Origin of the sequence: Nocardioides sp. NPDC057772, assembly GCF_042798075.1 — a bacterium.
Taxonomy (GTDB): Bacteria; Actinomycetota; Actinomycetes; order Propionibacteriales; family Nocardioidaceae; genus Nocardioides.
Genome location: NZ_JBHVKN010000069.1, coordinates 1 through 23,576 on the forward strand (window position 1 = coordinate 1; position 23,576 = coordinate 23,576).

At 70.2% G+C, this 23,576-nt stretch carries 21 protein-coding genes; 11 read left to right on the plus strand and 10 right to left on the minus strand.

Going from position 1 to position 23,576, the window contains the following annotated elements; genetic code table 11:
• The 6 genes from ACFVJS_RS13595 to ACFVJS_RS13620 all read right to left on the minus strand — a co-directional run.
• The coding region (locus tag ACFVJS_RS13595) for an aldo/keto reductase (RefSeq protein ID WP_378880776.1) at positions 1-842 on the minus strand (842 nt) is incomplete at its 3' end.
• A 39-nt stretch (positions 843-881) separates the two neighbouring features.
• On the minus strand, positions 882-1,475 hold the full coding sequence (locus ACFVJS_RS13600) for a hypothetical protein (RefSeq protein WP_378880778.1): 594 nt from the start codon (positions 1,473-1,475) through the stop codon (positions 882-884).
• Between the two features lie 94 nt (positions 1,476-1,569).
• Positions 1,570-4,497, minus strand: a complete 2,928-nt coding sequence (locus ACFVJS_RS13605) for an AAA family ATPase (RefSeq protein WP_378880781.1) — start codon at positions 4,495-4,497, stop codon at positions 1,570-1,572.
• 59 nt (positions 4,498-4,556) lie between these two features.
• Positions 4,557-4,697 carry a hypothetical protein gene (locus ACFVJS_RS13610; protein ID WP_378880784.1) on the minus strand — a complete coding sequence of 47 codons (141 nt, stop codon included), beginning with the start codon at positions 4,695-4,697 and terminating at the stop codon, positions 4,557-4,559.
• 90 nt (positions 4,698-4,787) lie between these two features.
• A complete protein-coding gene (locus ACFVJS_RS13615; RefSeq protein WP_378880787.1) occupies positions 4,788-7,718 on the minus strand; it encodes an AAA family ATPase in 2,931 nt (976 codons plus the stop codon).
• A 127-nt stretch (positions 7,719-7,845) separates the two neighbouring features.
• On the minus strand, positions 7,846-7,968 hold the full coding sequence (locus tag ACFVJS_RS13620) for a hypothetical protein (RefSeq protein WP_378880789.1): 123 nt from the start codon (positions 7,966-7,968) through the stop codon (positions 7,846-7,848).
• Positions 7,969-8,113: 145 nt separating this feature from the next.
• Here ACFVJS_RS13620 and ACFVJS_RS13625 point away from each other — a divergent pair, with 145 nt between their 5' ends.
• Both ACFVJS_RS13625 and ACFVJS_RS13630 read left to right on the plus strand, forming a co-directional pair.
• The gene (locus ACFVJS_RS13625) at positions 8,114-8,710 is read left to right on the plus strand and encodes a nitroreductase family protein (RefSeq protein ID WP_378880792.1); all 597 of its coding nucleotides are present in this window, start codon (positions 8,114-8,116) and stop codon (positions 8,708-8,710) included.
• Between the two features lie 198 nt (positions 8,711-8,908).
• The gene (locus ACFVJS_RS13630; RefSeq protein ID WP_378880795.1) at positions 8,909-9,850 is read left to right on the plus strand and encodes a type IV toxin-antitoxin system AbiEi family antitoxin domain-containing protein; all 942 of its coding nucleotides are present in this window, start codon (positions 8,909-8,911) and stop codon (positions 9,848-9,850) included.
• Positions 9,851-9,887: 37 nt separating this feature from the next.
• On the opposite strand, the gene ACFVJS_RS13635 is transcribed toward ACFVJS_RS13630, so the two are convergent.
• The gene (locus tag ACFVJS_RS13635) at positions 9,888-10,826 is read right to left on the minus strand and encodes an SDR family NAD(P)-dependent oxidoreductase (RefSeq protein WP_378880798.1); all 939 of its coding nucleotides are present in this window, start codon (positions 10,824-10,826) and stop codon (positions 9,888-9,890) included.
• Positions 10,827-10,969: 143 nt separating this feature from the next.
• On the minus strand, positions 10,970-12,142 hold the full coding sequence (locus ACFVJS_RS13640; RefSeq protein WP_378880801.1) for a GTPase family protein: 1,173 nt from the start codon (positions 12,140-12,142) through the stop codon (positions 10,970-10,972).
• Between the two features lie 48 nt (positions 12,143-12,190).
• Between ACFVJS_RS13640 and ACFVJS_RS13645 the strand changes: the two genes are divergently transcribed.
• The 4 genes from ACFVJS_RS13645 to ACFVJS_RS13660 are packed head-to-tail and all read left to right on the plus strand — an operon-like array spanning position 12,191 to position 16,865.
• A complete protein-coding gene (locus tag ACFVJS_RS13645; protein ID WP_378880803.1) occupies positions 12,191-13,480 on the plus strand; it encodes a C39 family peptidase in 1,290 nt (429 codons plus the stop codon).
• 53 nt (positions 13,481-13,533) lie between these two features.
• Positions 13,534-14,838 carry a M20/M25/M40 family metallo-hydrolase gene (locus tag ACFVJS_RS13650; protein WP_378880805.1) on the plus strand — a complete coding sequence of 435 codons (1,305 nt, stop codon included), beginning with the start codon at positions 13,534-13,536 and terminating at the stop codon, positions 14,836-14,838.
• Positions 14,835-16,271: an MFS transporter gene (locus ACFVJS_RS13655; protein WP_378880807.1), complete on the plus strand. Its 1,437-nt coding sequence runs from the start codon at positions 14,835-14,837 to the stop codon at positions 16,269-16,271. The genes ACFVJS_RS13650 and ACFVJS_RS13655 overlap by 4 nt, the downstream gene beginning before the upstream one ends.
• 57 nt (positions 16,272-16,328) lie before the next feature.
• Positions 16,329-16,865, plus strand: a complete 537-nt coding sequence (locus ACFVJS_RS13660) for a DUF1992 domain-containing protein (RefSeq protein ID WP_378880808.1) — start codon at positions 16,329-16,331, stop codon at positions 16,863-16,865.
• A 3-nt stretch (positions 16,866-16,868) separates the two neighbouring features.
• Here the strand turns inward: ACFVJS_RS13660 and ACFVJS_RS13665 are convergent, their stop codons facing one another.
• Positions 16,869-17,477, minus strand: a complete 609-nt coding sequence (locus ACFVJS_RS13665; RefSeq protein WP_378880810.1) for a dihydrofolate reductase family protein — start codon at positions 17,475-17,477, stop codon at positions 16,869-16,871.
• Between the two features lie 104 nt (positions 17,478-17,581).
• Complete coding sequence (locus tag ACFVJS_RS13670) at positions 17,582-18,535, minus strand: GlxA family transcriptional regulator (RefSeq protein ID WP_378880813.1); 954 nt, start codon at positions 18,533-18,535, stop codon at positions 17,582-17,584.
• A gap of 70 nt (positions 18,536-18,605) precedes the next feature.
• Here ACFVJS_RS13670 and ACFVJS_RS13675 point away from each other — a divergent pair, with 70 nt between their 5' ends.
• The 5 genes from ACFVJS_RS13675 to ACFVJS_RS13695 all read left to right on the plus strand — a co-directional run.
• Positions 18,606-18,740 (plus strand): hypothetical protein, encoded by a 135-nt coding sequence (locus ACFVJS_RS13675; RefSeq protein WP_378880816.1) that lies wholly within the window; start codon positions 18,606-18,608, stop codon positions 18,738-18,740.
• Between the two features lie 57 nt (positions 18,741-18,797).
• Positions 18,798-19,868 carry an HpcH/HpaI aldolase/citrate lyase family protein gene (locus tag ACFVJS_RS13680; protein ID WP_378880818.1) on the plus strand — a complete coding sequence of 357 codons (1,071 nt, stop codon included), beginning with the start codon at positions 18,798-18,800 and terminating at the stop codon, positions 19,866-19,868.
• 1 nt (position 19,869) lies between these two features.
• The gene (locus tag ACFVJS_RS13685; protein WP_378880822.1) at positions 19,870-20,733 is read left to right on the plus strand and encodes an HpcH/HpaI aldolase/citrate lyase family protein; all 864 of its coding nucleotides are present in this window, start codon (positions 19,870-19,872) and stop codon (positions 20,731-20,733) included.
• A gap of 253 nt (positions 20,734-20,986) precedes the next feature.
• Positions 20,987-21,976: a hypothetical protein gene (locus ACFVJS_RS13690; RefSeq protein ID WP_378880825.1), complete on the plus strand. Its 990-nt coding sequence runs from the start codon at positions 20,987-20,989 to the stop codon at positions 21,974-21,976.
• Positions 21,977-22,239: 263 nt separating this feature from the next.
• On the plus strand, positions 22,240-23,576 hold a 1,337-nt coding region (locus ACFVJS_RS13695; protein ID WP_378880827.1), incomplete at its 3' end, for a choice-of-anchor P family protein.

Sequence of the window (23,576 nt, forward strand, 5' to 3'; positions counted from 1 at the left end):
GGGATCCAGTCGAAGGTGTCGGGATTGGGGCCGGTGCGGCCGGCCTCCCCCTTGTCCAGGGCCGCGAGGGCGGCGACCTGGTCGGTGCTCAGCTCGAAGTCGAAGATCGCGAGGTTCTCCTCGAGCCGCTCGCGGCGTACGGACTTGGGGAAGACGATGTCGCCGCGGTCGATCTGCCAGCGCAGCAGCACCTGAGCGGGCGACTTGCCGTGCGCGGAGGCGATCTCGGCGACCACCGGGTCGGTGAGCTCGCCGCCGCCCTGGCCGAGCGGGGACCACGCCTCGACCTGCGCACCGTGGGCCTGGGTGGCCGCACGGGCGGCCTCGTTGGCGAAGTAGGGGTGGACCTCGATCTGGTTGACCGCCGGCGCGACACCGGTCTCGGCGACGATCTTGTCGAGGTGGTCGGGCTGGAAGTTGGAGACGCCGATGGAGGTGGTGAGGCCCTCCTCGCGCAGGCCGACGAGCGCCTCCCACGTCTTCGCGTACGTCCCGTCGTACTGCGTCGGGAGCGGCCAGTGGATCAGGAACAGGTCGACCCGGTCCAGGCCGAGAAGCTCCAGGGACTTCTCGAGCGATGCCTTCGCCTTGGCCGGGTCGTGCTGGGAGTTGTTCAGCTTGGTGGTGACGTAGACGTCCTCGCGGGCGAGGCCGGCGCTCTTCAGCGCGGCTCCGACGCCGGCCTCGTTCTGGTACATCTGCGCGGTGTCGATGTGGCGGTAGCCGACCTCGAGAGCCTGGCTCACCACCTGCTCGGTCTCGTCCTGGGGGACCTGCCAGACGCCGAGACCGAACTGCGGGATCGAAGTGCCGTCATTGAGCTTGATCGTGGGAACCGTCATGTCCCCATACAACCAACCGGGTCCAGGCCTATTCCAGCCTCAGCCGATCGTCACGCTCACCACGTTGGAGAAGATGCCGGTGTCGACGTCCTTCATCCGGAACTTGTGCTTTCCGGGCCGGCCGGACTGGACCACGGTGGAGAACTGCTCGCCCCTCACCGGTACGTCGGGGATGCCGAACTCCTCCCAGCCCTGACCGTCGTTGCGCTCCAGGCGGAGGATGGCGCCCTCACCGCCGGGGTAGATCCCGCCGATGTCGATCCGCTCCATCGGCTCCGCCCGGACCGTGCCGGCCTGGAGGGTGATCTCCTTCCTCGCCGGCTTCTCCTCGGCCGACGTCGACGACGACGGGCTCGCGGAAGACGAGCCCGCCTTCGTCTCGGGCGCGCTCGTGGGCGAGGCGCGGAGGGTGATCGCGGGGCCGGTCGCGGTCTTGGTCGGCTTCGGCGACGGGGCGTAGAGCGAGGCACCGGCGTCGGGATCGGTGGCCCCCTCGCTGGAGCCACCGTCGCCGAGGCCCATGATGTTGACACCGACGAACATCACGAGCCCCACGATCAACCCGACTCCGACCGCAACCGCTGCGAGCGCCGTGATCCCGGCCGTGATCGGGTGCTGCCCGCCCTGCTTCACATCTGCTCCTCAGCGTGCCGCCACAACCGTCGTCCCCATCGACGCGTGATGATGGTGACAATTCAGCCACACGTTCACATCGCGCACCAGGAAATCAGCTGATCAGCTCCTGGCGGCGCGCGATGGCGGCCGCCTCGGTGCGGCTCCCGGCCCCGAGCTTCCCCAGGATGTTGGAGACGTGCACGGAGACCGTCTTGGTGGAGATGAACAGCTGCTTGCCGATCTCGCCGTTGCTGCGACCGGCGGCCACCAGCGTCAGGATCTCGCTCTCCCGCGGGGTGAGCGCCGTCGACGTCGCCTGCTGCTGCTTCACCGCCGTCGCGCCGAGCGCCTTCAGCTCGTCGAGCAACGGCTGCAGGCCGAGCCGCTTCGCGGTCTCCCGGGCCTTGTCGGCGGTCACCCGCGAGCCGGCCACGTCGCCGGTGGCGCGCTGGATGGCGGCGTACGTCGTCCGGACGGCGGCCAGGCCCGGAACGTCGCCGTAGGCCTCGACCAGCTGCTCGGCCCGGGCCCAGGCCGCCAACAGCGACTCCTGCGACGGGGCGTCGATGCCGGCCAGCCAGTGGACGCGGAGCACCTCCGCCTCGAGACGGGCCGACCAGGCCTGGCCCTCAGGGCCCCACTCGCCGGGCTGATACTGCGCGACCACCTGCTCGCCGTCGGCGCGGAGGCCGTCGACCTTCGCCACCAGCGCCGGCCACTGCGCGGCGGGGATCGAGGGCAGCATGTCCGCGATCCCGGCCGTGGCGACGACCCCCAGCCGCACCCGGCCGCCGAACCACTCGGTCCAGAACTCCGAGAGCTTCTCGACGACGTCGGCATACGTTGCGAACACGGCCTCGTGATCGCCCTCCCGAGCGGCCGCGACCATCTCGATGTTGGCACCGTAGAGGGCGATCAGGCCTTCCTCGTCCCAGAAGGGACGGAGCGCCGCTGCGGCATGGCCGACCGACGCGCCCCGGGCCTGCTCCATGATCATCCGCAGGGTGCCGAGGAGCGCGACCGGGATCGGCGGCGCATCAGGATCGTTGCCGCCCGCCAGCGCGAGCGCCTTGTCCCACTCGCCGAGGATCATCTGGATGCGGACGATGTCGGTGCGGGCCGCTGCCACGAACGGGGACCACTGCAGCGACTCCCCGCCGGCCTCGTCGACGACCGCCTGGAAGCACCGCAGCGCCTCGGCGAAGTCACCGGCCTCGTCGTAGGAGCGGCCGAGCGTGAACATCCCCCGGCTGACGGCGTACGTCGACCCGACCCGCCGCGCCTGGTCGACCGTCTCGCGCAGCACCTGCCGGAAGCCTTCGACCTTGTCGCCGGCGGCCCGGCCGGTGCGGACCTTGAGCATCGAGAGGCTGGTGGCGATGTCGGAGGCGAGCTTGGTGAGGCTGTGGCGCTCGGCGATCTCGAGCCCCTCCAGCCCGACCGCCTCGGCCTCCTCGCTGCGGCGATAGGTGACCAGGGTGCGGGTGCGGATCGCGAGGACGGCGCAGCGCACCTTCGGCTCAGCGTCCTCAGGAACCGCGGCGATGGCATCGCTGGAGTAGGTCAGCGGGTCGCCGTACTCCATGAGCAGCGCCGCCTCGGCCCGGGTCGCCAGCAGCAGCGCACGCCCGACCGACGGGCCGGCCGGGATGGCGTCGAGCCGCTCGGCCAGGATCGCGTCGGCGCGCGCGGGCAGCCCGGCGAGGATGAGCGTGTCGGCCGCGCGCTCGTAGACCCGGTCGAGGTCTATCGCCGCAGCCTTGGTGACCTTCGGATCGGCAGCGAGACCCAGCGCCTTCTCGTAGTGGTGGGCGGCCTCGCCCACGCCGCTGACGCTGCGGGCCTCCTCGGCCGCGGCGATGCGGGCCCGCAGCGCGGTGGCGAGGTCGCCGGCGTGCTTGGCGTGCAGCGCGAGCTCCGCGGCCGCCCCCAGGCCCGGCGTCTCCTTCAGCACCTCGGCGAAGCGGGCGTGCAGGCGGACGCGTTCGCCGGGCAGCAGGTCGTCGTAGACCGCCTCGGCGAGCAGCGCGTGGCGGAACGTGTAGCGCGAGCCGGTCGGCTCCAGCACCTTCTGCTCGACCGCGGTGCGCAGCGCGTCGTCGAGCTCGTCGTTCTTCATCTCGGTCACCGCGGCGAGCAGCTCGTGGGTGACCCGGCGTCCGGCGATCGAGGCGGTGCGGACGACGCTCCTGGCGGCTCCGTCGAGCCGGTCCAGACGCACCAGCAGCAGGTCGGCGAGGTCGACCGGGAGGTCCTCGTCGCAGCCGGCCTGCACCAGCTCCTCGACGAAGAAGGCGTTGCCCTCGGCGCGGCGCACGACGCGTTCGGCGTCGACCTTGCCGGGAGCCAGCTCGTGGACCAGCAGCCGCACCGAGTCGTCGGACAGCGGCTCGAGCACCATCCGCTCGACGTCGGGCAGCCGGCCCCACTCACCCACCTGACGGCGCAGCGGGTGGCGGCGGTGGATGTCGTCGGCCCGGTAGGACGCGACGATCGCGACCGGGCCGTCGTAGGGGCGGGTGAAGAGGTAGGTCAGCAGGTCGCGGGTGGACTGGTCGGCCCAGTGGGTGTCCTCCACCACGACCAGCAGCGGCGCCTTCTCGGCCGCCGCCTCGAAGAGGGTGTGGACGGCGTCGAAGAGCTGACCACGGTCGGTGCCGGTCGGTGCGGCCCCCTGGTTGGCGCCCATCACGCGGCGTACGGGCCTCAGCCTGGCCAGCGCTGGATAGTCGGCCGCCACCCGCTCGACCACGTCGGGCAGGTCCGCGACGACCCGGTCGAGGATCTCCGAGAACGGCATGTACGCCACGGCGCTCTCGCCGAAGTCGACGCAGTGTCCCGCGTGGACCTGCCAGCCGTCGGTGACGGCACGATCGCGCAGCGCGGTGAGCAGGCGCGTCTTGCCGACGCCGGCGTCGCCAGCGAGGAGGACGTGCTGGCGCCGGGCACCGGACGAACCGGCCGAGGCGACTCCGAGCAGCCCGGTGAGGGTCTGCAACTCGGAGTCGCGACCAACGAAGGACCGAGCACTCTGCGCCATGTCCCCTATCATCGCGCCTCCGGGCCCGGGATTCTCCCGCATTACCGACCTCCGAGGACTCAGTTGTGTATCGAGTCCATGCGGCGCGGGCGGCGGCGCTTCACCTGGCGGGCGAGACGGTCGGCCTCGGTCGCGCGGCGGATGCTCTGACGGCGGTACGTCAGCTCGGCGTCGTAGCTGATCTGGTTGCTGTAGGTCATGCCTCCAGACTCGGCTCCTGAGGTAGCGCCACGCATGAGGCGCCTGCCTTAGGCGTGCGACTGGAGTGCCTCAGGAGCCCGTGATCAAGGTCACTCCACCAGCCCCCGACGGCGTCCGATGGCCGCCGCCTCGGTGCGCCCGGAGGCGCCGAGCTTGGCCAGGATGTTGGAGACGTGGACCGAGACGGTCTTGGTGGAGATGAACAGCTGCTTGCCGATCTCGCCGTTGCTCCGCCCGGCCGCCACCAGCGCCAGGATCTCGCTCTCCCGGGCGGTGAGGTCGCCGGAGGGTCCGGACGCCGACCGTTGCGGGGTGGTGCCGAGAGTGAGCAGGTGGTCGAGCAACGGCTGCGCGCCGAGTCGCTTCGCGGTCTCCCGCGCCTGGTCGGCCAGCTCACGCGCCCCGGCGGTGTCACCGCCGGCCCGGAGGATCTCGGCGAGCCGGACGCGGGACCAGGCGAGCTCGTGGACGTGCGGGAAGGCCTGGAAGGCAGTCACGGTCTCGCGCCAGGCCTCGACGAGCTCGGCCCGGTCGGGGACCGTGATGCCGGCCAGCCAGTGGGCGCGGAGCCCTTCAGCCCGCAACCGCGCCGACCACGCCTGACCTTCGAGCCCCCAGGGACGCTTCGACCCGACGGGCCGTGAACCTGCCTCGAGGATGCGGTCGACCTGCGCCATGACCTGAAGCCGCTCCCCGACGGGGAGTGCCGGGATCACGGAGCCGATCGCACCGAGGGCGATCGCCGAGAGCCGGGCATGGGCACCGAACCACTGCCCCCAGCCGGCCGTGAGCGCCCCGACGCCGGCGTCGTAGGCCTCGACCACCGCGTCCACGTCCCCGCGCGCCCCGGCAGCCCTGATCTCCACCGGCACCGACTCGCTGGCGGTGGCCACCTCCTGCTTCCACGACGGCCGCAGTCGGCGCGCCTCCGCGCCGACGTCGGCCCCGCGGGCCTGCTCGATCATCAGCCGCTTGGACTCCAGCCACGGCCACAGCGCCGGCGGGATGCCGTACGCGTCGGTGAGCGCGAGGGCCTCGTCCCAGCGCCCGGTGGCGTGCAGATGGTCGAGCCAGGCGATGCGGGCATCGAAGGCGTACGGCGCCCACGGGACGCCCCGCTCCACGCCGAGCTCATAGGCGCTGCGGTAGTTCTCGCCGGCCTCCTCGAGGCGGTCGGCGGCGTCGAGGGCGAAGCCGAGCTGGATGCGCCCGCGCAGCTCCGGATGCAGCGCGCCTACCTTGGCGGCCCGCGCCACAGCCATACGCAGCGGCTCGATGTACGGCTCGGGCGGGCGCCCCCACGACCCGGCCAGCGTCACCGCCACCTCGGCGGCGAGGCCGGTCCGGCCGTGCTCCTCGGCCAGCGCCAGCGCCTCCCGACCGGCCGCCTCGGCGGCGTCGTGACGGCGGGCGATCATCAGCTCGCGGGCGTACGCCGCGAGCAGCCGCGCCCGCACGATCGGTGGGGCGTCGTCGGGCAGCGCGGCCATCGCCGCCTCCGCGAGCTCCCCCACCCGGACGTCGTTGACGTAGGCGAAGCTGGTCTCGATCTCGACCGTCAACAGCTGAGCGCGCCACAGCCCGGGCGCGTCGGCGGGGAGCGACTCCCGCTGCTCGCGGGCCAGCTTCCCGGCCCGGTCGGCGTGGCCGGCGGCCACCATCGCGTCGCTGGCCTTGACCACCAGGTCGACGAGTCGCTGGGTGTCCTGGTCGGAGCCGGCCCGGCCGGCGAGCAGGGCGATCGCCTGCTGATAGTGCTGGGAGGCCTCGTCGGGGCCACCGGTGGCAGCGGCCTCGTCACCAGCCGCGATCCCGGCGCTGAGCGCGGTCTCGTGGTCGCCGGCGAGGCGAGCGTGGCGCGCCAGTCCGGCGGCGCTGCCGGTCGAGAGGTCGCTGCTCAGCGCCTCGACGTACCGCTGGTGGAGCCGGACCCGCTCCCCCGGGAGCAGGTCGTCGTAGACGGCCTCCCCGAGCAGGGCGTGCCGGAAGACGTAGTAGCCGTCCTCGCGCGGCACCAGGATGGCGCGCTCGATCGCCTGCCGCAGCCCGGAGTCGAGGGTGGCGCGGTCGAGGCCGGCGACGGCCTCGAGGAGCTCGTCGCTGACGTCGCGGCCGGCGGCGCTGGCGGTGTCGACCACCTCGCGCGCGGTCGCGTCGAGCTGCTCCAGCCTGATCAGCAGCAGGTCCGCGAGGTCCCAGGGAAGCTCGTCGGCACCCGCGGCCTGCACCAGCTCCTCGACGAAGAAGGCGTTGCCGTCGGCGCGGCGTACGACGCTCTCGACGTCGAACCCGTCGGCGATCTCACCGGCCAGCTCACCGGCCAGCTCACCGACCAGGATGCGTACGTCGTCGTCAGAGAGACGGCCGAGATGGAACCGCTCGACCGACGGCAGCCGGGTCCACTCGGCGAGCTGGCGGCGCAGCGGGTGGCGGCGGTGGAGGTCGTCGGCACGGTAGGAGGCGACGATCGTCACCGGGCCGTCGAAGGGCCGGGTGAACAGGAAGGTCAGCAGGTCGCGGGTGGACTGGTCGGCCCAGTGGGTGTCCTCGACCACGACCAGCACGGGCGCTTTCTCGGCGGCGCGCTCCAGGAGGGCGTGGATCGCGGCGAAGAGGTTGCCTCGGTCGAGCGCCTCCTGCGCGGCGGTGTCAGCCCCGCCGAGCGCACGGGCGACGGGCGCCATCCGCAGGAGCGCTGGATGTACGTCGGCGACCTGCGCGACCACGTCGGGCAGCGCGGTGGCGATGCTGTCGAGGATCTCGGTGAACGGCAGGTAGGCCTCGGCGCTGTCGCCGAAGTCGAGACAGTGCCCGACCAGCGCCTGCCTGCCGGCCGCAGCGGCGCGGGCACAAAGCTCGCGCAGGATCCGGGTCTTCCCGACACCGGCGTCGCCGGCGAGAAGGACATGCTTGCCCTCACCGTGCTGAGCCGTGCCGTCCGGACCGGGCAGCCCGACCAGACCCGTCAGCGTCTCCAGGTCGGCGTCACGTCCGACCAGCCTCTCGGCACTCTGCGCCATGGGCGCAATCATCGCGCCATCGGACAACATCGCGTCGGCCGAGGGGGCGGAACCGCCGTGCCCCGGACATGGAACAACGCCGAGCCGGATCTCTCCTGCTCGGCGTTGTCGGTCCTGCGCCCGCATCTCAGCGGGTGCGGTTGCGTCGGGTCTGACGGGCCTCGGTGGCCCGCTGGCGCTTGGCCAGGTCCTTCTGGATCTGCTGGCGGCGGTACTTGACCTCTGCTTCGTAACCTACGCTGGTGTACATCTGAATCTCCTGCTGTGTCGCCCTGCTGGGATGTCCTGCTGACAACGAGAAGGCTCCTCCGCTGAGGTAGGTTCTCGGATCGGTCGCGCGCCTTACTTTCCGACCTCAGCCCAGGCCCGAGCGCCTTAGACGAGAGACTGGGCCTATGGAGTTCTCCGAGGTCGTACGCCGCCGCAAGATGGTCCGCAGCTACACCGGCGATCCGGTGGACCCTGAGGTGCTCGACAGGATCCTGCACAACGCCACCCGGGCGCCGTCGGCGGGCTTCTCCCAGGGCTGGGCCTTCCTCGTGCTCGACACCCCCGAGGACGTACGCCGCTACTGGGAGGCCACGGCCGACGTGGACAACCCCGACAGCTGGCTCACCGGGATGATGACGGCCCCGGTGATCGTCATCCCGTGCTCCTCCAAGGCCGCCTACCTGGACCGCTACGCGCAGCCCGACAAGGGCTGGACCGACCGCGACGAGTCCCGCTGGCCGATGCCGTTCTGGCACATGGACACCGCGATGGCGACGATGCTGATCCTGCAGACGGTGGTCGACGAGGGCCTTGGCGCGCTCTACTTCGGGATCCCTCCCGAGTCCGACGCCGCGGTCCGCAAGGCGTTCGACATCCCCGACGAGTTCGACCCCATCGGCGCCGTCACCATCGGCCACCCCGCCCCCGGTGGTGCCAAGGGCTCCCCCACTCGCCGTAGGCGCACGCCGCTCGAGGAGGTCGTCCACCGCGGCCGGTGGTGAGGGGGATGTTCGTCTAGGTATGCAGACGAGCATCCACTTACCTAGCGGAGTTCCACGAGGGGAGTGACGGTTCGGCTGCGTACCTAGACCAACATCCCCCGGGCCGCTGACCATCCACATAAGCCTCTCGCGCACGAGTTATCCACACGCGCCTGGGTCGGGCTGGAAAAGCAGTCGCGACCGGGCGACGGTCGGGCCATGGATGAACTGGACCTTGCCGTCGAACGAGCCGGCTTCTTCACGACACAACACGCCAAGGCGGCGGGCTACGCCGACCGCGAGATCACCAAGATGGTTCGACGCAAGGAGTGGCACCGGATCAGAAGGGGCGCCTACGCCTCTGCGGCCGCATGGGCGGAGCTCGACGACGTCGGCCGTCACCGCGTGCGCTCCAGCGCCGTGCTCCACGCGCTCGGGCCGAATGTGGCGTTGAGCCACGCGTCAGGAGTCGTACGCCACGACATCGACCTCTGGCGGATACCGCTCGACCGCGTGCACGTCACCCGGCTCGACGGAGGCCCGGGCCGGATCGAGGGTGACGTTGTGCACCATGAAGGGTTCATCGGTCACGACGACGTCATCGAGGTGGAAGGTCAGCGGGTGGTGCGCCCGGAACGGTGCGTACTCGAGACAGCATCACGCATCGACACCGAGGCGGCGTGGTGTCTGCTCGACTCAGGTCTGCGGAGCAAGAGGTTCAACCGAGAACAGCTCGACGCTGCATACTCGATCATGGAGCATTGGCCCTTTATGCGCCGTGTGGGGACGGTGCTGCCCTACGCCGACGGGCGGTCAGGCTCGGTCGGTGAGTCGCGAGGCACGGCGATGTTCAAACGCTACGGCGTTCCCCGGCCCCTCCTGCAGTACGAAGTGCGCCGCCCCGACGGCACACTCGCCGGCATCACGGACTGGGCATGGCCGCAATACGGGCTGCTCGGCGAGTTCGACGGAAAGATCAAGTACGGCAGGCTGCTCGAGCCTGGCCAGAACCCGGGTGACGTGGTGTTCGAGGAGAAGCGCCGAGAGGACGAGCTGCGTGAGCTGACCAGGTCGGCGATGATCCGATTCATCTGGTCCGACTACGACCGCCCCGCCGAGTCGATCGAACGGCTCTTTCGGGCGATGCGCCGGGCGGGGTGATCCGGGTGGATGTTCGTCTAGGTACGCAGACGAACCATCACTCCCCTCGTGGAGCTCCGCTTGGGAAGTGCATGCTCCGCTGCATACCTAGATGAACATCCACTCCACGGGCCGCAGCAGAATCCGGCGTACGCCTGTGGGAGACCGCCATCGCGAGATCAGCCAGTCGGGGCGCGGCGATGTTGAGGATCTCGAAGACCGAGCCGAACGCACCGTTCACCGTCACCGGCCGGTCCTCGAGCGCCCGCACGACCCGCTCGGCGCACTCCTCGGGACTCTCACCACGGCCCTCGTACTCCGCGGTCGGCGCGATCATCGGCGTCCGGACGATGGCGACGCGCATGTTCGTGTAGGTGACGTTGTCGAAGTAGGTCTCGCGGCTCAGGATCCGACCGAAGATGTCGAGCGCCGACTTCGCGGCGATGTAGGCGGCGAACTTCGGTGCCTTGATCTGGTTGCCCCAGGTGACGATGTTGACCACGTGGCCGAACCGCTGGGCCCGCATCGCCGGCAGCAGGCCCATCGTGAGCCGCACCGCACCGAAGTAGTTGACCGCCATCATCCGCTCGAAGTCGTGGAAGCGGTCGTGGGTCAGCTCCAGCGACCGCCGGATCGACCGGCCGGCGTTGTTGACCAGGTAGTCGACCGCGCCGTGCTCGGCCAGCAGCCGCTCGACCAGTGCATCGATCGAGTCGCCGTCGGCCATGTCGACGACGTACGTCGATGCTCGCCCGCCCTCGCCCTCGACCGCCGTGCGAACCCGCGCCAGCTCGTCGGCCCGGCGCGCGGCGAGGAGGACATGCGCACCCCTCCGGGCGGCGGCGTACGCGGTGGCCTCGCCGATCCCCGAGCTCGCTCCGGTGATGAGCACCGTGCGGTCGGTCAACGGGCTCGGACCGCCGGTCACCGCCCGGACCGTGCGCGCGATCCGGGCGCGCGGCGTCTGCAGGAGCGGGAGTGAGAGGAAGCTGGCCACGCCTGAACCCTAGTGGTGTCAGCGCCGCTTTCGGTCGAAGGTGATGTGGGTGACCCCGCTCGGGGGTTGTGGTCGACTCGGCGTCGTAGCCGTCCCGGGGAGCGCCTCCAACCGGTCCCGGCTCCTCCATCAAGGCATGCGCCTCACTTCTCCTTGGCGTTGAGCTTCAGCCGCGAGATCTGGTTCTTCAGCTCGTCGAGGAACAACGACCGGATGCTCTCGGTGTCCAGCGCGCCGTTGACCCCACGGAGCTTGCCCTCGCCGAGCCTGACGCACACGGCCGACCAGGCGGCGCCGATGGCACCGGTGAAGCCCGCGGCGACGGTGGCGTTGATCGCGCCGCCGCCGACGGTGCCGAAGCCGGGGACCATCTTGAGCAGATTGCCGGCCACGGTGCGGCCGGCCTGGGTGGCGGCCGCGGTGGCGGCGATCGAGGCCATCGCCGCCTTGTCGACCTCGATGCCGTAGATGGCCGAGATACGGGCCATCATCCCGAGCTGGATCGGCACCAGCACGACCGCGTCGGAGAACGGGATCGGGGTGGCACCGGCCGCGCCGGCCGCGGTCGCGGCGCCCGCGATCACGGTGTTCGCCTGCTCCTGCTTCCGCTTGAGATCCACCCTCTGCGCCGCGGTGAGGGCCTCCTCGACGCCTGCAGGCGCGCATCGAAAGGTGGCATCAACAAGTTCCTGCAGTCCGTGGACCTGCTGGCCCGAGAACTCGTCGGCCTTGGCGTTGGTCAGGTAGACCCGGGCCCCGTGCACCGGCAGGCCGCGCGCGTCGATCTGCTGGGCGAACTCGACCGCGTCCGGGTGGTAGGCGCCGGTCGGGGACGTCGGCACCTGCGTCATCACCAGGACCACCGGAAGTCCCAGGTCGGCCAGCTTGCGAATGAACGCGGCCTCGGTGTCCTCGAAGCGGCGGTCGGCGAAACGTACGGCGTACCAGGCCACGTGGATCTGCTCCGACTGCGGCTTGCGGCGCCGGTCCTGGATGAGCTTGGCCAGATCGCGGATCACCCGGTCGCCCTCGATGCCGATCTCCAGGCCCTGGGTGTCGAGCAGCCCGAAGAAGCCGCTGGTGTGCAGGTAGAGCGTGGACTCCTTGGTCACCGGCTCGCCGATACCGGTCTTCGCGACCTCCGCCCCGAAGACGGCGTTGACCAGCGTCGACTTGCCGACACCCGTCTTGCCGAACACAGCCAGGTTGAACCGGCCGATCTCCTTGGCCGACTCGGCATACCTCTTGTGGAACTCGTCCTTGAACCAGCCGTCGGATGCGAAGTTGTTCACGCCGACCAGGATGCCAGCCGACACCGACGAATTGTCGTGGCCGCGCTCTCCGAGGAGGAATAGCGTTCCGACATGAGATCTCGGTCCCGCCTTGCGTACGTCGCCGCCCTCGCCGCCGCAGCCGTCCTGGTTTCGCCCACGACTCCGGTCCACGCGGCCGGGCCCGAGACCCAGCCCACCGATATCACCCTCACCCGCTGGAACAGCCTCGAGGACTTCGCGAAGGGCAGGTCGAGCAACCTGCGCCCGGACCGGCACGGCACGCTCCGGATCGGGCGCGGCACCGAGACGACGACCTACATCGACCCGTTCGGGGACGGCTCGGCGAAGACGTACGAGCTCGGCACCTGGACGTCGCCCGTGGTCACGACCGGGTACGCGATCGACGAGTCGATCACCTCGTGGGACGTCGACACCCCGACCGGCACCTGGGCCGAGATCCGGTTCCGCGGACGCAAGGCGGACGGCACCTGGACGAAGTGGTTCGTGATGGGCCGCTGGACAGCCGGCGACGACTTCGCCGCGGGCGACATCCACCGCACCTCCGTCGAGGGGCAGAGAGACACCGACGCGGCGCTCTACACCGACACCTACGTCGCCAGGACCGGCAAGGAGCCCGAGGCGTTCCAGACCCGGGTCACCCTGCTGCGCCCCGAGGGCTCGACCGTCTCGCCGAGCCTGCGGTCGGTCGCGACGCTGACCAACGAATACCTGCCCGACTCCGCCTACCCCGGCACCAGCACGCCGACCCTCGACCGGGCGGTCGACCTCGGGGTGCCGCCGTTCAGCCAGAACATCCACCGCGGCGAATACCCGGAGTTCGGTGGCGGCGGCCAGGTCTGGTGCTCGCCGACGTCGACGACGATGGTGCAGTACCACTGGGGTCACGAGGTCCCGGCGAGCGAGCTCGACGGCATCGAGGCGCCCAACGGCGACCCGCAGGTCGCCTATGCCGCGATCAACACCTGGGACTACGCCTACGAGGGCGCCGGCAACTGGCCGTTCAACACCGCCTACGCCGGCCGCTGGGGCCTGGACGGTGTCGTGACCCGGCTGCGTTCGCTGGTCGAGGCCGAGACCCTGGTCGCGGCCGGCTTCCCGCTGGTCGTCTCGGCCAGCTGGGAGCGCGAGGAGATGCCGGAGGCCGGCTACGGCACCGGCGGCCACCTGCTGGTCATCGGCGGCTTCACGGCCGAGGGCGACCCGATCGTCTACGACCCCAACCACGACTCCAACGACGAGGTGCGCAACGTCTACACCCGGGAGAACTTCGAGCGGGTCTGGCAGACCTCGACCGACGGGATCACCTACGTCATCCACCCGCGCGACGTGAGGCTGCCCGGGGGCGCCACAAACTGGTGACGGAGTCGGCAACAACCTCATCCGCATCGAGCGGGACCGACTAGGTTTCGGTCATGACACTCGACCCCGTCGCCGCACTTCAGGCCGCACTTCGGGCTCCGACCGTCAACGACGGCTCAGCCGGGGAGGCCGAGGCGTTCGCGCAGCTCCACGAGGCGCTGCGCGAGCACTTCCCGCTGCTCCACGCGACCCTCGACCTCACCCCGGTCGGCGGGCACGGGCTCCTCTTCCGCTGGCCCGGCGCCTCGCCCGAGAAGCCGGTCGTCCTGATGGCCCATCAGGACGTCGTCCCGATCGCCGGCGAGTGGACGCACGACCCGTTCGGCGGCGAGATCGTCGACGGCGTGATCCACGGGCGCGGCACCCTCGACGACAAGGGCCAGCTGGTGGCCATCTGCGCCGCGGTCGAGGGGCTCCTCGCCGACGGATGCACGCCTGCGTACGACGTGTGGTTGTCGTTCGGCTCCGACGAGGAGACGACCGGTGCGGCCGCCCGGGCGGCCGTCGCGGAGCTGCGGACCCAGGGCGTCGAGCCGTGGTTCGTACTCGACGAGGGCGGCGCGGTCGCGTTCGACGCCTTCCCCGGCGTCGCCGCTCCCGTCGGTGTCGTCGGCGTGGCCGAGAAGGGCACCACCGACGTACGCCTCCGGGTGACGGGCGACGGCGGCCACTCCTCCACCCCACGGCAGAACGGGCCGACCGCCCGGCTGGCCCGCGCGATCACCCGGCTCGACCGGATGTCGATGCCGGTGCAGCTGCCGGCGCCGACGGTCGAGATGTTCGAGCAGATCGCGCCGTACGCCGCCAAGCCCCTGAGGCCCGTGCTGGCCAACGCCGGCCGGCTGGCGCCGGCGCTGGCCCGGCTGCTGCCCCGGCTCGGGCCCGAACCCGCGGCGCTGACCCGCACCACCGTCGCGATCACCACGCTCGAGGGCAGCCCGGCGGCCAACGTCATCGCCTCCGCCGCCTCGGCCGGGGTCAACCTGCGGATCATGATCGGCGAGACGGTCGCCGAGGTCGTCGAGCGGCTGCGGGCCGCGATCGGCGACAGGCAGGTCGAGATCGAGGTCGTCCGCGCGGGCGAGCCGTCCCCGGTCTCGCCTCGTGACGAGGCCTTCGCGAAGATCACCGACGCCATCACGGAGGTCTTCCCGGAGGCGGTCCCGGCCCCCTACACCGTCATGGCGGCAACCGACTCCCGCTTCTTCTACGAGATCTGCGACCGGGTCTACCGGTTCGCACCGTTCCGGATGACGGCAGCCCAGCGGGCCACCATCCACGCCGCCGACGAGAACATCCGGGTCGACGACTACCTCGACGGCATCCGCTTCTACCGAAGGTTGATCGAGTCGCTGTGACCGCTGAACGCCAGAGCACCGGCCTGGAGAAGGCCGCGCGCGGGATCTGGGTGATCGTCGGCTTCCTGGTGGCCGTCGAGTTCGCCAGCGGCATCCTGCAGGGCTACTACACCCCGATCTTCTCCGACCTCGCCGACCACCTCGGCGTCTCCGACGCCGACCTCAACTGGCTGGAGGCCGGGCAGCTGATCGTCTCCGCGCTGTGCGTGCCGCCGCTGGCGCGGCTCGGCGACCTGATCGGCCACAAGAAGGTGCTCCTGCTGGCGACCGGTCTGACCGCGGCGGCGACCTGGTGGACCGTCATCGCTCCCGACTTCGGCTCATTCCTGGTCGCCTGGTCGATCCAGGGCGCCTACGTCATCTGGCTGCCGCTCGAGGTGGCGATCGTCCACCGGCGTACGAACGGGGACACGGCGCTCACCCGCAAAGCCGCCGGCATCCTGGTCGGAGCGCTGGAGATCTCGGTGATCATCGGCGCCGTTGCTGCCGGCGCTCTGGTCGGAGCACTGCCGATGGCAGCGATCCTGGCCATCCCGGCGCTGTGCGTCACCGCCGTATTCGTCGTGATCGCGCTCGGGATCGAGTCCGACCGTCCTGCCGCCCCGGCAGAGAGCAGCTTCGACTGGGCCGGGCTCGGGGTGCTGACCCTGGTGCTCGGCTTGGTCATGGCAGGCCTGATCGGCGTACGTGTCCTCGGCGCCGGCTCCCTCCTCGCCTGGGGTCTGGTGGTGCTGGGGCTGGCAGCGCTGTGGCCGTTCTGGAAGGTCGAGGTGCGGCGGAGCGAGCCCCTGATCGACGTACGGCTGCTCGTGTCTCGGGGGCAATGGCCGATCCAGCTGACCGCGTTCCTGTTCGGGATGTCGGTGCTCGGGGCGCAGATCCCGCTGTCGACGTTCGCGCGGACGGACCCCGCCGTGACGGGCTACGGGTTGGGTGCGGACGCGTCGTTCGTGTCGATGCTGATCGCGCTGTACGTCATCACGATGGCGCTCGGCGCGTTCACGCTGCCGTTGTGGGCGCGGTTCCTCGGGCCGATGCGGTCGCAGGCGGTGGCCTGCTTCCTGGTGGCGCTCGGCTATCTGATGTGGCTGCCGCTCCACGGGTCGACCGGGCAGGCGCTGCTCAACATGGCCGTGATCGGCCTCGGCTCGGGCGCCCTGGTGGCGTCGCTGCCGGCTGCTGCCGCAGCGGCCGCTCCGACGTCACGCACCGCTTTCGCGACCGGGATGACCAACGCGACCAAGACCGTCGGCGGGGCGATCGCCTCGGCCGTCTTCGCGATCGCGCTGGCCTCCACCGGGTCGATCGGAGCTGAGGCGAAGGCGCCACTGTCGGGTTACCTGACGGTGTGGGCGGTGTGCGGTCTGGCTGCTGCCCTGGCGGGAGCGCTGCTGCTCCTGGCACGCGCTGCACCAGCCGATGACACCTTGTGAAGGGTTTCACAATGTGTCATCGGCTCGGTAAAGTGGTCGACATCAGGAGGTGTCGCCATGACCGATCCCGACGAAGAGTTCACCGAGGTGCACGCCGAACCGATCAACGAGGCGGAGTCGAGGGCCGCGGCCGCCGATCGGATGCGGCAGCAGCGCCTCTACGTCGAGGAGGTGGTGCGCCAGGGCATCGCTCGCGGCGAGTTCGACAACCTGCCCGGCGCCGGCAAGCCGATCAAGAACCTCGACCGCGACCACGATCCCGACTGGTGGATCAAGCAGCTCGTCGAGCGCGAGCAGATCGTGGTGCTCCCCCGGTCCGTCCAGCTGCGCAAGGACGACGCCGAGCTCGACGACCTCCTCGACACCCAGACCACCGAGGACGGCGCCCGCCGGATCGTCGAGGAGTTCAACGAGCGCGTCATCGCGGCCCGCTACGGCGCCCCCGAGGGGCCGCCGCTGATCACCATGCCGCGCGACGTCGACGCCACCCTGGCCGCCTGGCGCGAGCGCCGCGCCGCCCGAGTGGAGGCGGCCAGGAGCCGCCGTGCCACCACCCAGGAGAAGAAGCGCCGCTGGTGGCAGCGGCGCCGCTGAGTCTCACCCCTTGCGCGAGAAGGTGAGGTGGGTGACGCCGCTGGGCGAGGCGACCGACTCGATGTCGAAGGTCGACTCGAGCTCCTCGAGACCGTCCCACAGACGTACGCCGCGTCCGAGCACGATCGGGACGACTGCCACGTGCATGTGGTCGATCAGGTCCGCCAGGAGGAAGTCGCGCACCACGGTGGCGCCGCCGCCGATCAGCACGTCCTGTCCATCAGCCGCTGCCCGCGCCTCCTCCAAGACCTCGGCGGGTGTCGCGGCGCGGAAGTAGAAGGTGGTGCCGCCCTCCATCTCGATCGGCTCGCGCTCGTGATGGGTCAGCACGAAGGCCGGGTGATGGTAGGGCGGGTTGTCGCCCCACCATCCCTTCCACTCGGGGTCCTCGTGCCATCCCGGCGGGCCGAACTTGTTGGCGCCCATGATCTCGGCGCCGATCCCGGTCTCGTACTGCCTGGCGAAGAGGCCGTCGACCCCCGTGGAGTCGACGAACATCCACTCGTGAAGACGCTCGCCGGCATGGCCGAACGGCGTCTCGAGGGTCTGCGGCTCGCCGGTCCCGAAGCCGTCCAGGGAGATCGAGAAGTTGTGTACGCGAGTGAGGGACATCAGTGTCTCCTGTCGTTGTCACCTGACCTTGCGGCAGCCTCCCACCACCGATCGACCCGGCCCAGCGAATATCGCTGACCGCGACATCAGACGAGTGTCGTCGTTCAGACCGTCTGAGCGGTGAACCGGGCCCGGTAGCGCCCAGGGGTGACCCCGACCTCCGAGGTGAACCCGGCCCGGAAGGTCACCGGGGAGAGATAGCCGGCCTCGTGGCTGATCCGGTCGATGGGCAGGTCCGTGGTCTCCAGGAGAGTCTTGGCAACCGCGATCCGCTCGGCGCTCACCCAGCGCATCGGGGTGGTGGCGAGGTCGCGCTCGAAGCGGCGCGCGAGCGTGCGGGGCGAGACCGCGGCGGCCGCCGCCAAGCGCTCGAGGGTGACGTCCTCGTGCAGGTTCGCCCGGAGCCAGGTGCGCAGCTCGTCGAGCCAGTGGGCCTGCTCGGTGAGCGGGTCGGCCGCGACGTACTGGGCCTGGTCGCCGTCGCGGTGCGAGGCGATGACCAGATTGCGGGCGATGGTGTTGGCGGCGTGCTGGCCGTGGTCGGTGCGGATCAGATGGAGGCACAGGTCCAGGCCGGCGGCCGAGCCCGCGCTCGTCAGCACACCGTCGTCGACGTAGATCGCCCGCGGGTCGAGCTCGACCCCCGGATACGTACGCCGGAACAGCTCCGCCCACCGCCAGTGGGTCGTGGCCCGGCGGCCGTCGAGCAGCCCGGCCTCGGCCAGGGCGAAGGCACCGGTGCACAGCGACACCATCCGGGCTCCGGCCTCGGCGGCCCGGCGGAGCTCCCGGAGCAGGGTCGAGCTGATCGGCTCCCCAGGCCGGATCGCGGGCACCAGCACGGTGCCGGCCTCGGCGAGCGCGGTCATCGGCCGCTGCGGCGTGAGCCGCGGCCCACCGTGGACACGGACGCCGCGCAGGTCGCCGCAGAGCACCACGTCATAGAGCGGGCTGGCGTCGTGGTCCCAGTCGTAGCCGAGCGCCTCGAGCGGCATCCCGATCTCGAACAGGGTCATCCCGTCGACGATCGGGATGGCGATGGACGGCTTCGCAGGCATGGCAAGAATCTATCATTTATAGTCAATCCTGCCACTCCTCGAACCGGCTCACCTCGACCACGATGGAGTCATGACCAACTACCGGAAGAACCCCAGCAAGCTCCGCACCACGGTGCGCTCCGTCCTCGCCGGCTTCGATGCCGGCACCCGGATCCGTCACGGCGCCCGCGTACCGAAGGAGCACCCCGCCCGACGCCGGTCGTGATCGTTACAAGCCGAGACACCTACCGACGGGTAACCCCCGGCCGTTAGGGTGACCGGCATGAGTCACAAGAGCCCTAAGGACTTCTTCGCGCCGTTGGCGGTGGGCGCCCCCGCACCGCTGCGGGAGATCCCGGCACGGCCGAGTCGCGCGATCCACTTCTTCGACCCGTCCAACCCGAAGATGGCGGCCAAGGTGCCGGCCATGGTCGGCACCGTCGACGTCCTCCTCGGCAACCTGGAGGACGCCGTCAAGGCCGACAACAAGGTCGCCGCGCGCGAGGGCCTGGTCGAGATCGCCAAGGCGACCGACTTCGGCAAGACCCAGCTCTGGACCCGGATCAACAGCCTCGACTCCCCGTGGGTGCTCGACGACCTCATCACCCTGGTCACCGAGATCGGCGACAAGCTCGACGTCGTGATGGTGCCGAAGGTGCAGGGCCCCGAGGACATCCACTACGTGGACCGGCTGCTCGCGCAGCTCGAGGCCAAGGGCGGCGTACAGAGGCCGATCCTCATCCACGCCATCCTCGAGACCGCCCGCGGCGTGGCCAACGTCGAGGAGATCGCCCTCGCGTCCCCGCGCATGCAGGGCATCTCACTGGGCCCCGCGGACCTGGCGGCCGACCGCAAGATGAAGACCACCCGCGTCGGCGGCGGCCACCCGGGCTACCTCGTCCGCCAGGACCCGGTCGACGGCGACATCCACGGCAACCGCACGGTCTTCCAGCAGGACCTGTGGCACTACACGATCGCGAAGATGGTCGACGCCTGCGCCGAGGCGGGGATCTACCCCTACTACGGCCCGTTCGGCGACATCACGGACGTGGTCGCGGCCGAGGACCAGTTCCGCAACGCGTTCCTGCTCGGCTGCGTCGGCACCTGGAGCCTCCACCCGAAGCAGATCGAGATCGCCAACCGCGTCTTCTCCCCCAGCGTCGAGGACATCAAGCACGCCCGCAGGGTCGTCAAGGCGATGGGCGACGGCACCGGTGCGGTGATGCTCGACGGCAAGATGGAGGACGACGCCTCGCTCAAGCAGTGCCTGGTGCTCGTCGACCTCGCCGAGGAGCTGGCCGCCATCGACCCGAAGCTCAAGGAGCTCTACGACGCGATCGAGATCGAGGACTGAGATGACCGACACGACCTTCCGCCCCCTCCGCTCGGTTCTCTACATGCCGAGCTCCAACACGCGCGCCCTCGAGAAGGCCAAGACGATCACCGCCGACGCGCTGATCCTCGACCTCGAGGACGCCGTCGCCCCCGACGCCAAGCCGGAGGCCCGCGAGAACGCGGCTGCCGCCGTGTCGTCGGGCGAGTACGGCAACAAGTACCTCACCATCCGGATCAACGGCGCCGACACCGAGTGGCACGCCGACGACCTGGCCGCCGCCGCCAAGGCCGCCCCCGACGCCATCGTCGTCCCCAAGGTCAACAGCCCCCAGCAGGTGCTCGACCTCGTCGCGGCGTTCGAGAAGGCCGGCGTCCCGGAGAAGACCAAGCTCTGGGCGATGATCGAGAGCCCGTACGCCATTCTCCACGCCGAGGAGATCGCCTCCGCATCGGAGCGGCTGACAGTGCTCGTCCTCGGCACGAACGACCTGGTCAAGGAGCTGTACGTCGACCACGTCCCCGCCCGCGCCAACCTGGTCACGTCGCTCCAGCTCGCGGTGCTCGCCGCGCGCGCGAGCGGCAAGGTCATCCTCGACGGCGTCTACAACAATGTGAAGGACGCCGACGGCTACGCGGCCGAGGTCGAGCAGGGGCGGATCTTCGGGTTCGACGGTAAGACCCTGGTCCATCCGTCCCAGGTCGAGGCCGCCAACGCCGGCTTCGCCCCGAGCGAGCAGGCAGTGGCCGACGCCAAGGGTCTCATCGAGACCTGGGAGGCCAGCGACGGCGGCGTCGTGACCTACAACGGCAAGATGGTGGAGAACCTCCACGTCGAGTCCGCGCGGCGCACACTGAGCATCGCCGAAGCCATCGCAGCGCTGTAATCAGCAGCTCGAATATACCCAGGGCCGTATCTTCGCTGTTACTCCTTCCCCTCATTTGGGCTTGTCAGTAACTTTTTTCCGAGAAGAAGGTGACAAGCAGTCGAGATTCTGGTTCCGTTACGTGCTGCGCGACACCACCGACACTCGCTACGCGCTCAGGAGACAGCGTCAGATGACTGAAGCGAATCGTCGGCCCGCGACGGGGGACCACTCGAACGTCCCGCCCACGCCGGCTCGACACCCCGCCCCACAGATGCGCCCCACGAACGACATCGCGCCCGACCCCCTCGAGATCGCCAACCGCGCTCTCGAGGGGCTGTCGCCGGCGACCGAGTCGTGGTTCAACACTCCCAAGACGAACCGATCCCCGGAGCAGGCGCGGCCGCGTTACACGCCCTACCAGCCGCAGCCCCGCCCGACGGTCGCCCCACGGCACCCCGACGCCCGCTTCTTCCAGCCGCCGCGGCCCGCCTACCAGCACCCGATGCCTTCCCACGCCCAGCTGCCGCGCTACGCCTACCAGCCGAGCCCCTACACGGCCCAGCAGTTCCACCCGGCCGGGCCCGTGACGTTCGCCAACCCCGCGATGCCGCCGTACGCCGCGGCCCAGGTCCCCAACCGGGACGGCTCGTCCGTCGACCAGCGCCCGGCTCCGGCGAGCCGCAACCGGCACAAGAAGACCGTGCTCCTGCCGCTCGCGGCGATGGCGATCGCCTCGGCCGGCATCGGCGCCTTCGCCCAGGCCAACGTCGGCACGGACCCCGAGGCCCAGACCCAGCAGGTCAAGACCCAGGCCGACCCGTACGACGCGGTTCCCGTGGTCAGCGACACCGACGTCCAGCAGGTCATCAGCGCCCCCGGGGTCATCGCCCCGCAGGAGACCTCGCTGTTCTCCCGCACCGCCGGACGGGCAACCCCCGGCAAGCACTCCAACGGCGACTACGACGCGCCCTCCAGCGCCGATAACTACGGCGGCGCCCACGCCGCCAGCGGGTCGATCTCCGCTCCGCGCAGCGGAGACACCTTGGCGGACAAGCAGCCGAAGCCCTCTCCGGAGCCGGCCCCCGAACCCGCTCCGGAGCCGGCCCCTGAGCCGCAGCCGGAGCCCGAGCCCGAGCCGACCCCGGAGCCGACTCCGCCGGCGCAGCCCTCGCTCGGCAAGAACGTGGTGGCCCCGGTGCTCGACACGGTGACCGGTGTCGTCGACGGACTGACCGGGATCCGTCTCGACCTGACCCCGTAGTCAACGCCTGCCCCAGACGGGCCGTGACCTCATCCTGAGGTCACGGCCCGTCTGCTTGTGACCGGGTGGGCTGAGGGTGGCCAGGACGGGTCATTCAGAAATAGGACCTCCGTCCCGATAACTTCCGTGGTTTTCTCTCGTTTGCCCGATGTGCCACCCCTTAACTCGGGAGTGCGCCAGGTTCCCCCGGATCTGGCAGGTGGCACGGCCCCGTTGCGGGGATCTTGGGGGATCCCCACCGCAGAATCGGAGTCCAACAAACAATGCGAAGCATCCGTACGCTTGCGCTGTCCGCAGCCGCTGCCGCCGTCGTCGGCGCAGTTCTGGTTGTGCCGGCGCCTTCACAGGCCGCGCTGACGAACACCTCTTTCGGGATGTTCGCGAGCGGCTTCGGCACCCGCGTCACCGGCGGAAGCATCCCGGCCAACTCGGGCGACCTCGGCTACCAGACCATCGGCTGCACCCGTAAGGCCGGTCACAACGTCAGCAACAACACCGCCGGCGCCAAGGTGCCCGGCATCGGCACGATCGGTGCGACCACCACCAAGCAGCGGACGATCAAGTCCGGCGACATGGTCAAGTCCATCTCGGAGCACAAGATCGCCGACGTCGTGCTCGACAAGAGCCCGCTGGGCAAGGTCACCGTCGAGGGTCTGAGCTCGGTCTCCCAGGCTTGGTGGGACGGCAAGGGCTACAAGGCCGACTCCAAGGCCAAGATCGCCCACGTGGTCCTCGACCCGGCCGGCCCCGGCCAGAAGATCGACCTTCCGGTCCCCGGCCGTGACAAGCCGCTGGTCATCCCCGGCATCGCCACCATCGGCATCGGCAACACCGTCGAGAAGACCAACGCCGACGGCGCCGAGGCTTACGCCAACGGCATCTGGATCAAGCTCCACGGCAGCGACTCCGAGGTCATCGTCGGTCGCTCCCGTGCCGAGATCAACGGCCAGGCCTTCACCGCCACCTTCCGCGGCTTCTCCAACTCCATCGACGCCACCGCCCTCGGCGGCGCCGTCCAGATCGGCAAGAACCCGCTGACCAACGCCGGCTGCGCCGGCACCAAGGGCAAGCTGAAGACCAAGTCCATCGCCGGCGTGCCGCTGGGCAACGCGGGCGACATCCTGGACGTCAAGGGCCTGACCAGCGGTCAGCGCTCGAACCAGACCAAGACCACCGCTGAGGGCTACACCTTCGGCGAGGTCGCCAGCGTCAACATCGGCGACGGCGCGATCCGCATCGAGGCCATCCGCGCCCAGGCGAACGCCAAGTTCGTCAAGGGCAAGGGCGCCTCGACGTCCATCGCGGGCACCAAGTTCGGCGACATCTACGTCGGCGACCAGAAGGTCTCCCTCGCTCAGCTCGAGTCGGCGCTCTCCCGCGTCGACATCCCCGGCCTGGCCAAGATCGAGACCAAGGTCGTCGTCGAGCGCAGCAAGAACCTGGTTGAGGTCGTCGCCCTGCGGCTGACGCTCCTCGACGCGACCAAGGGCACCAAGACGGTCGTGAACATCGGTCACGCCAAGTTCAAGGTGAACTCCGGGCGATGGTGTTGGCGGCGTGCTGGCCGTGGTCGGTGCGGATCAGATGGAGGCACAGGTCC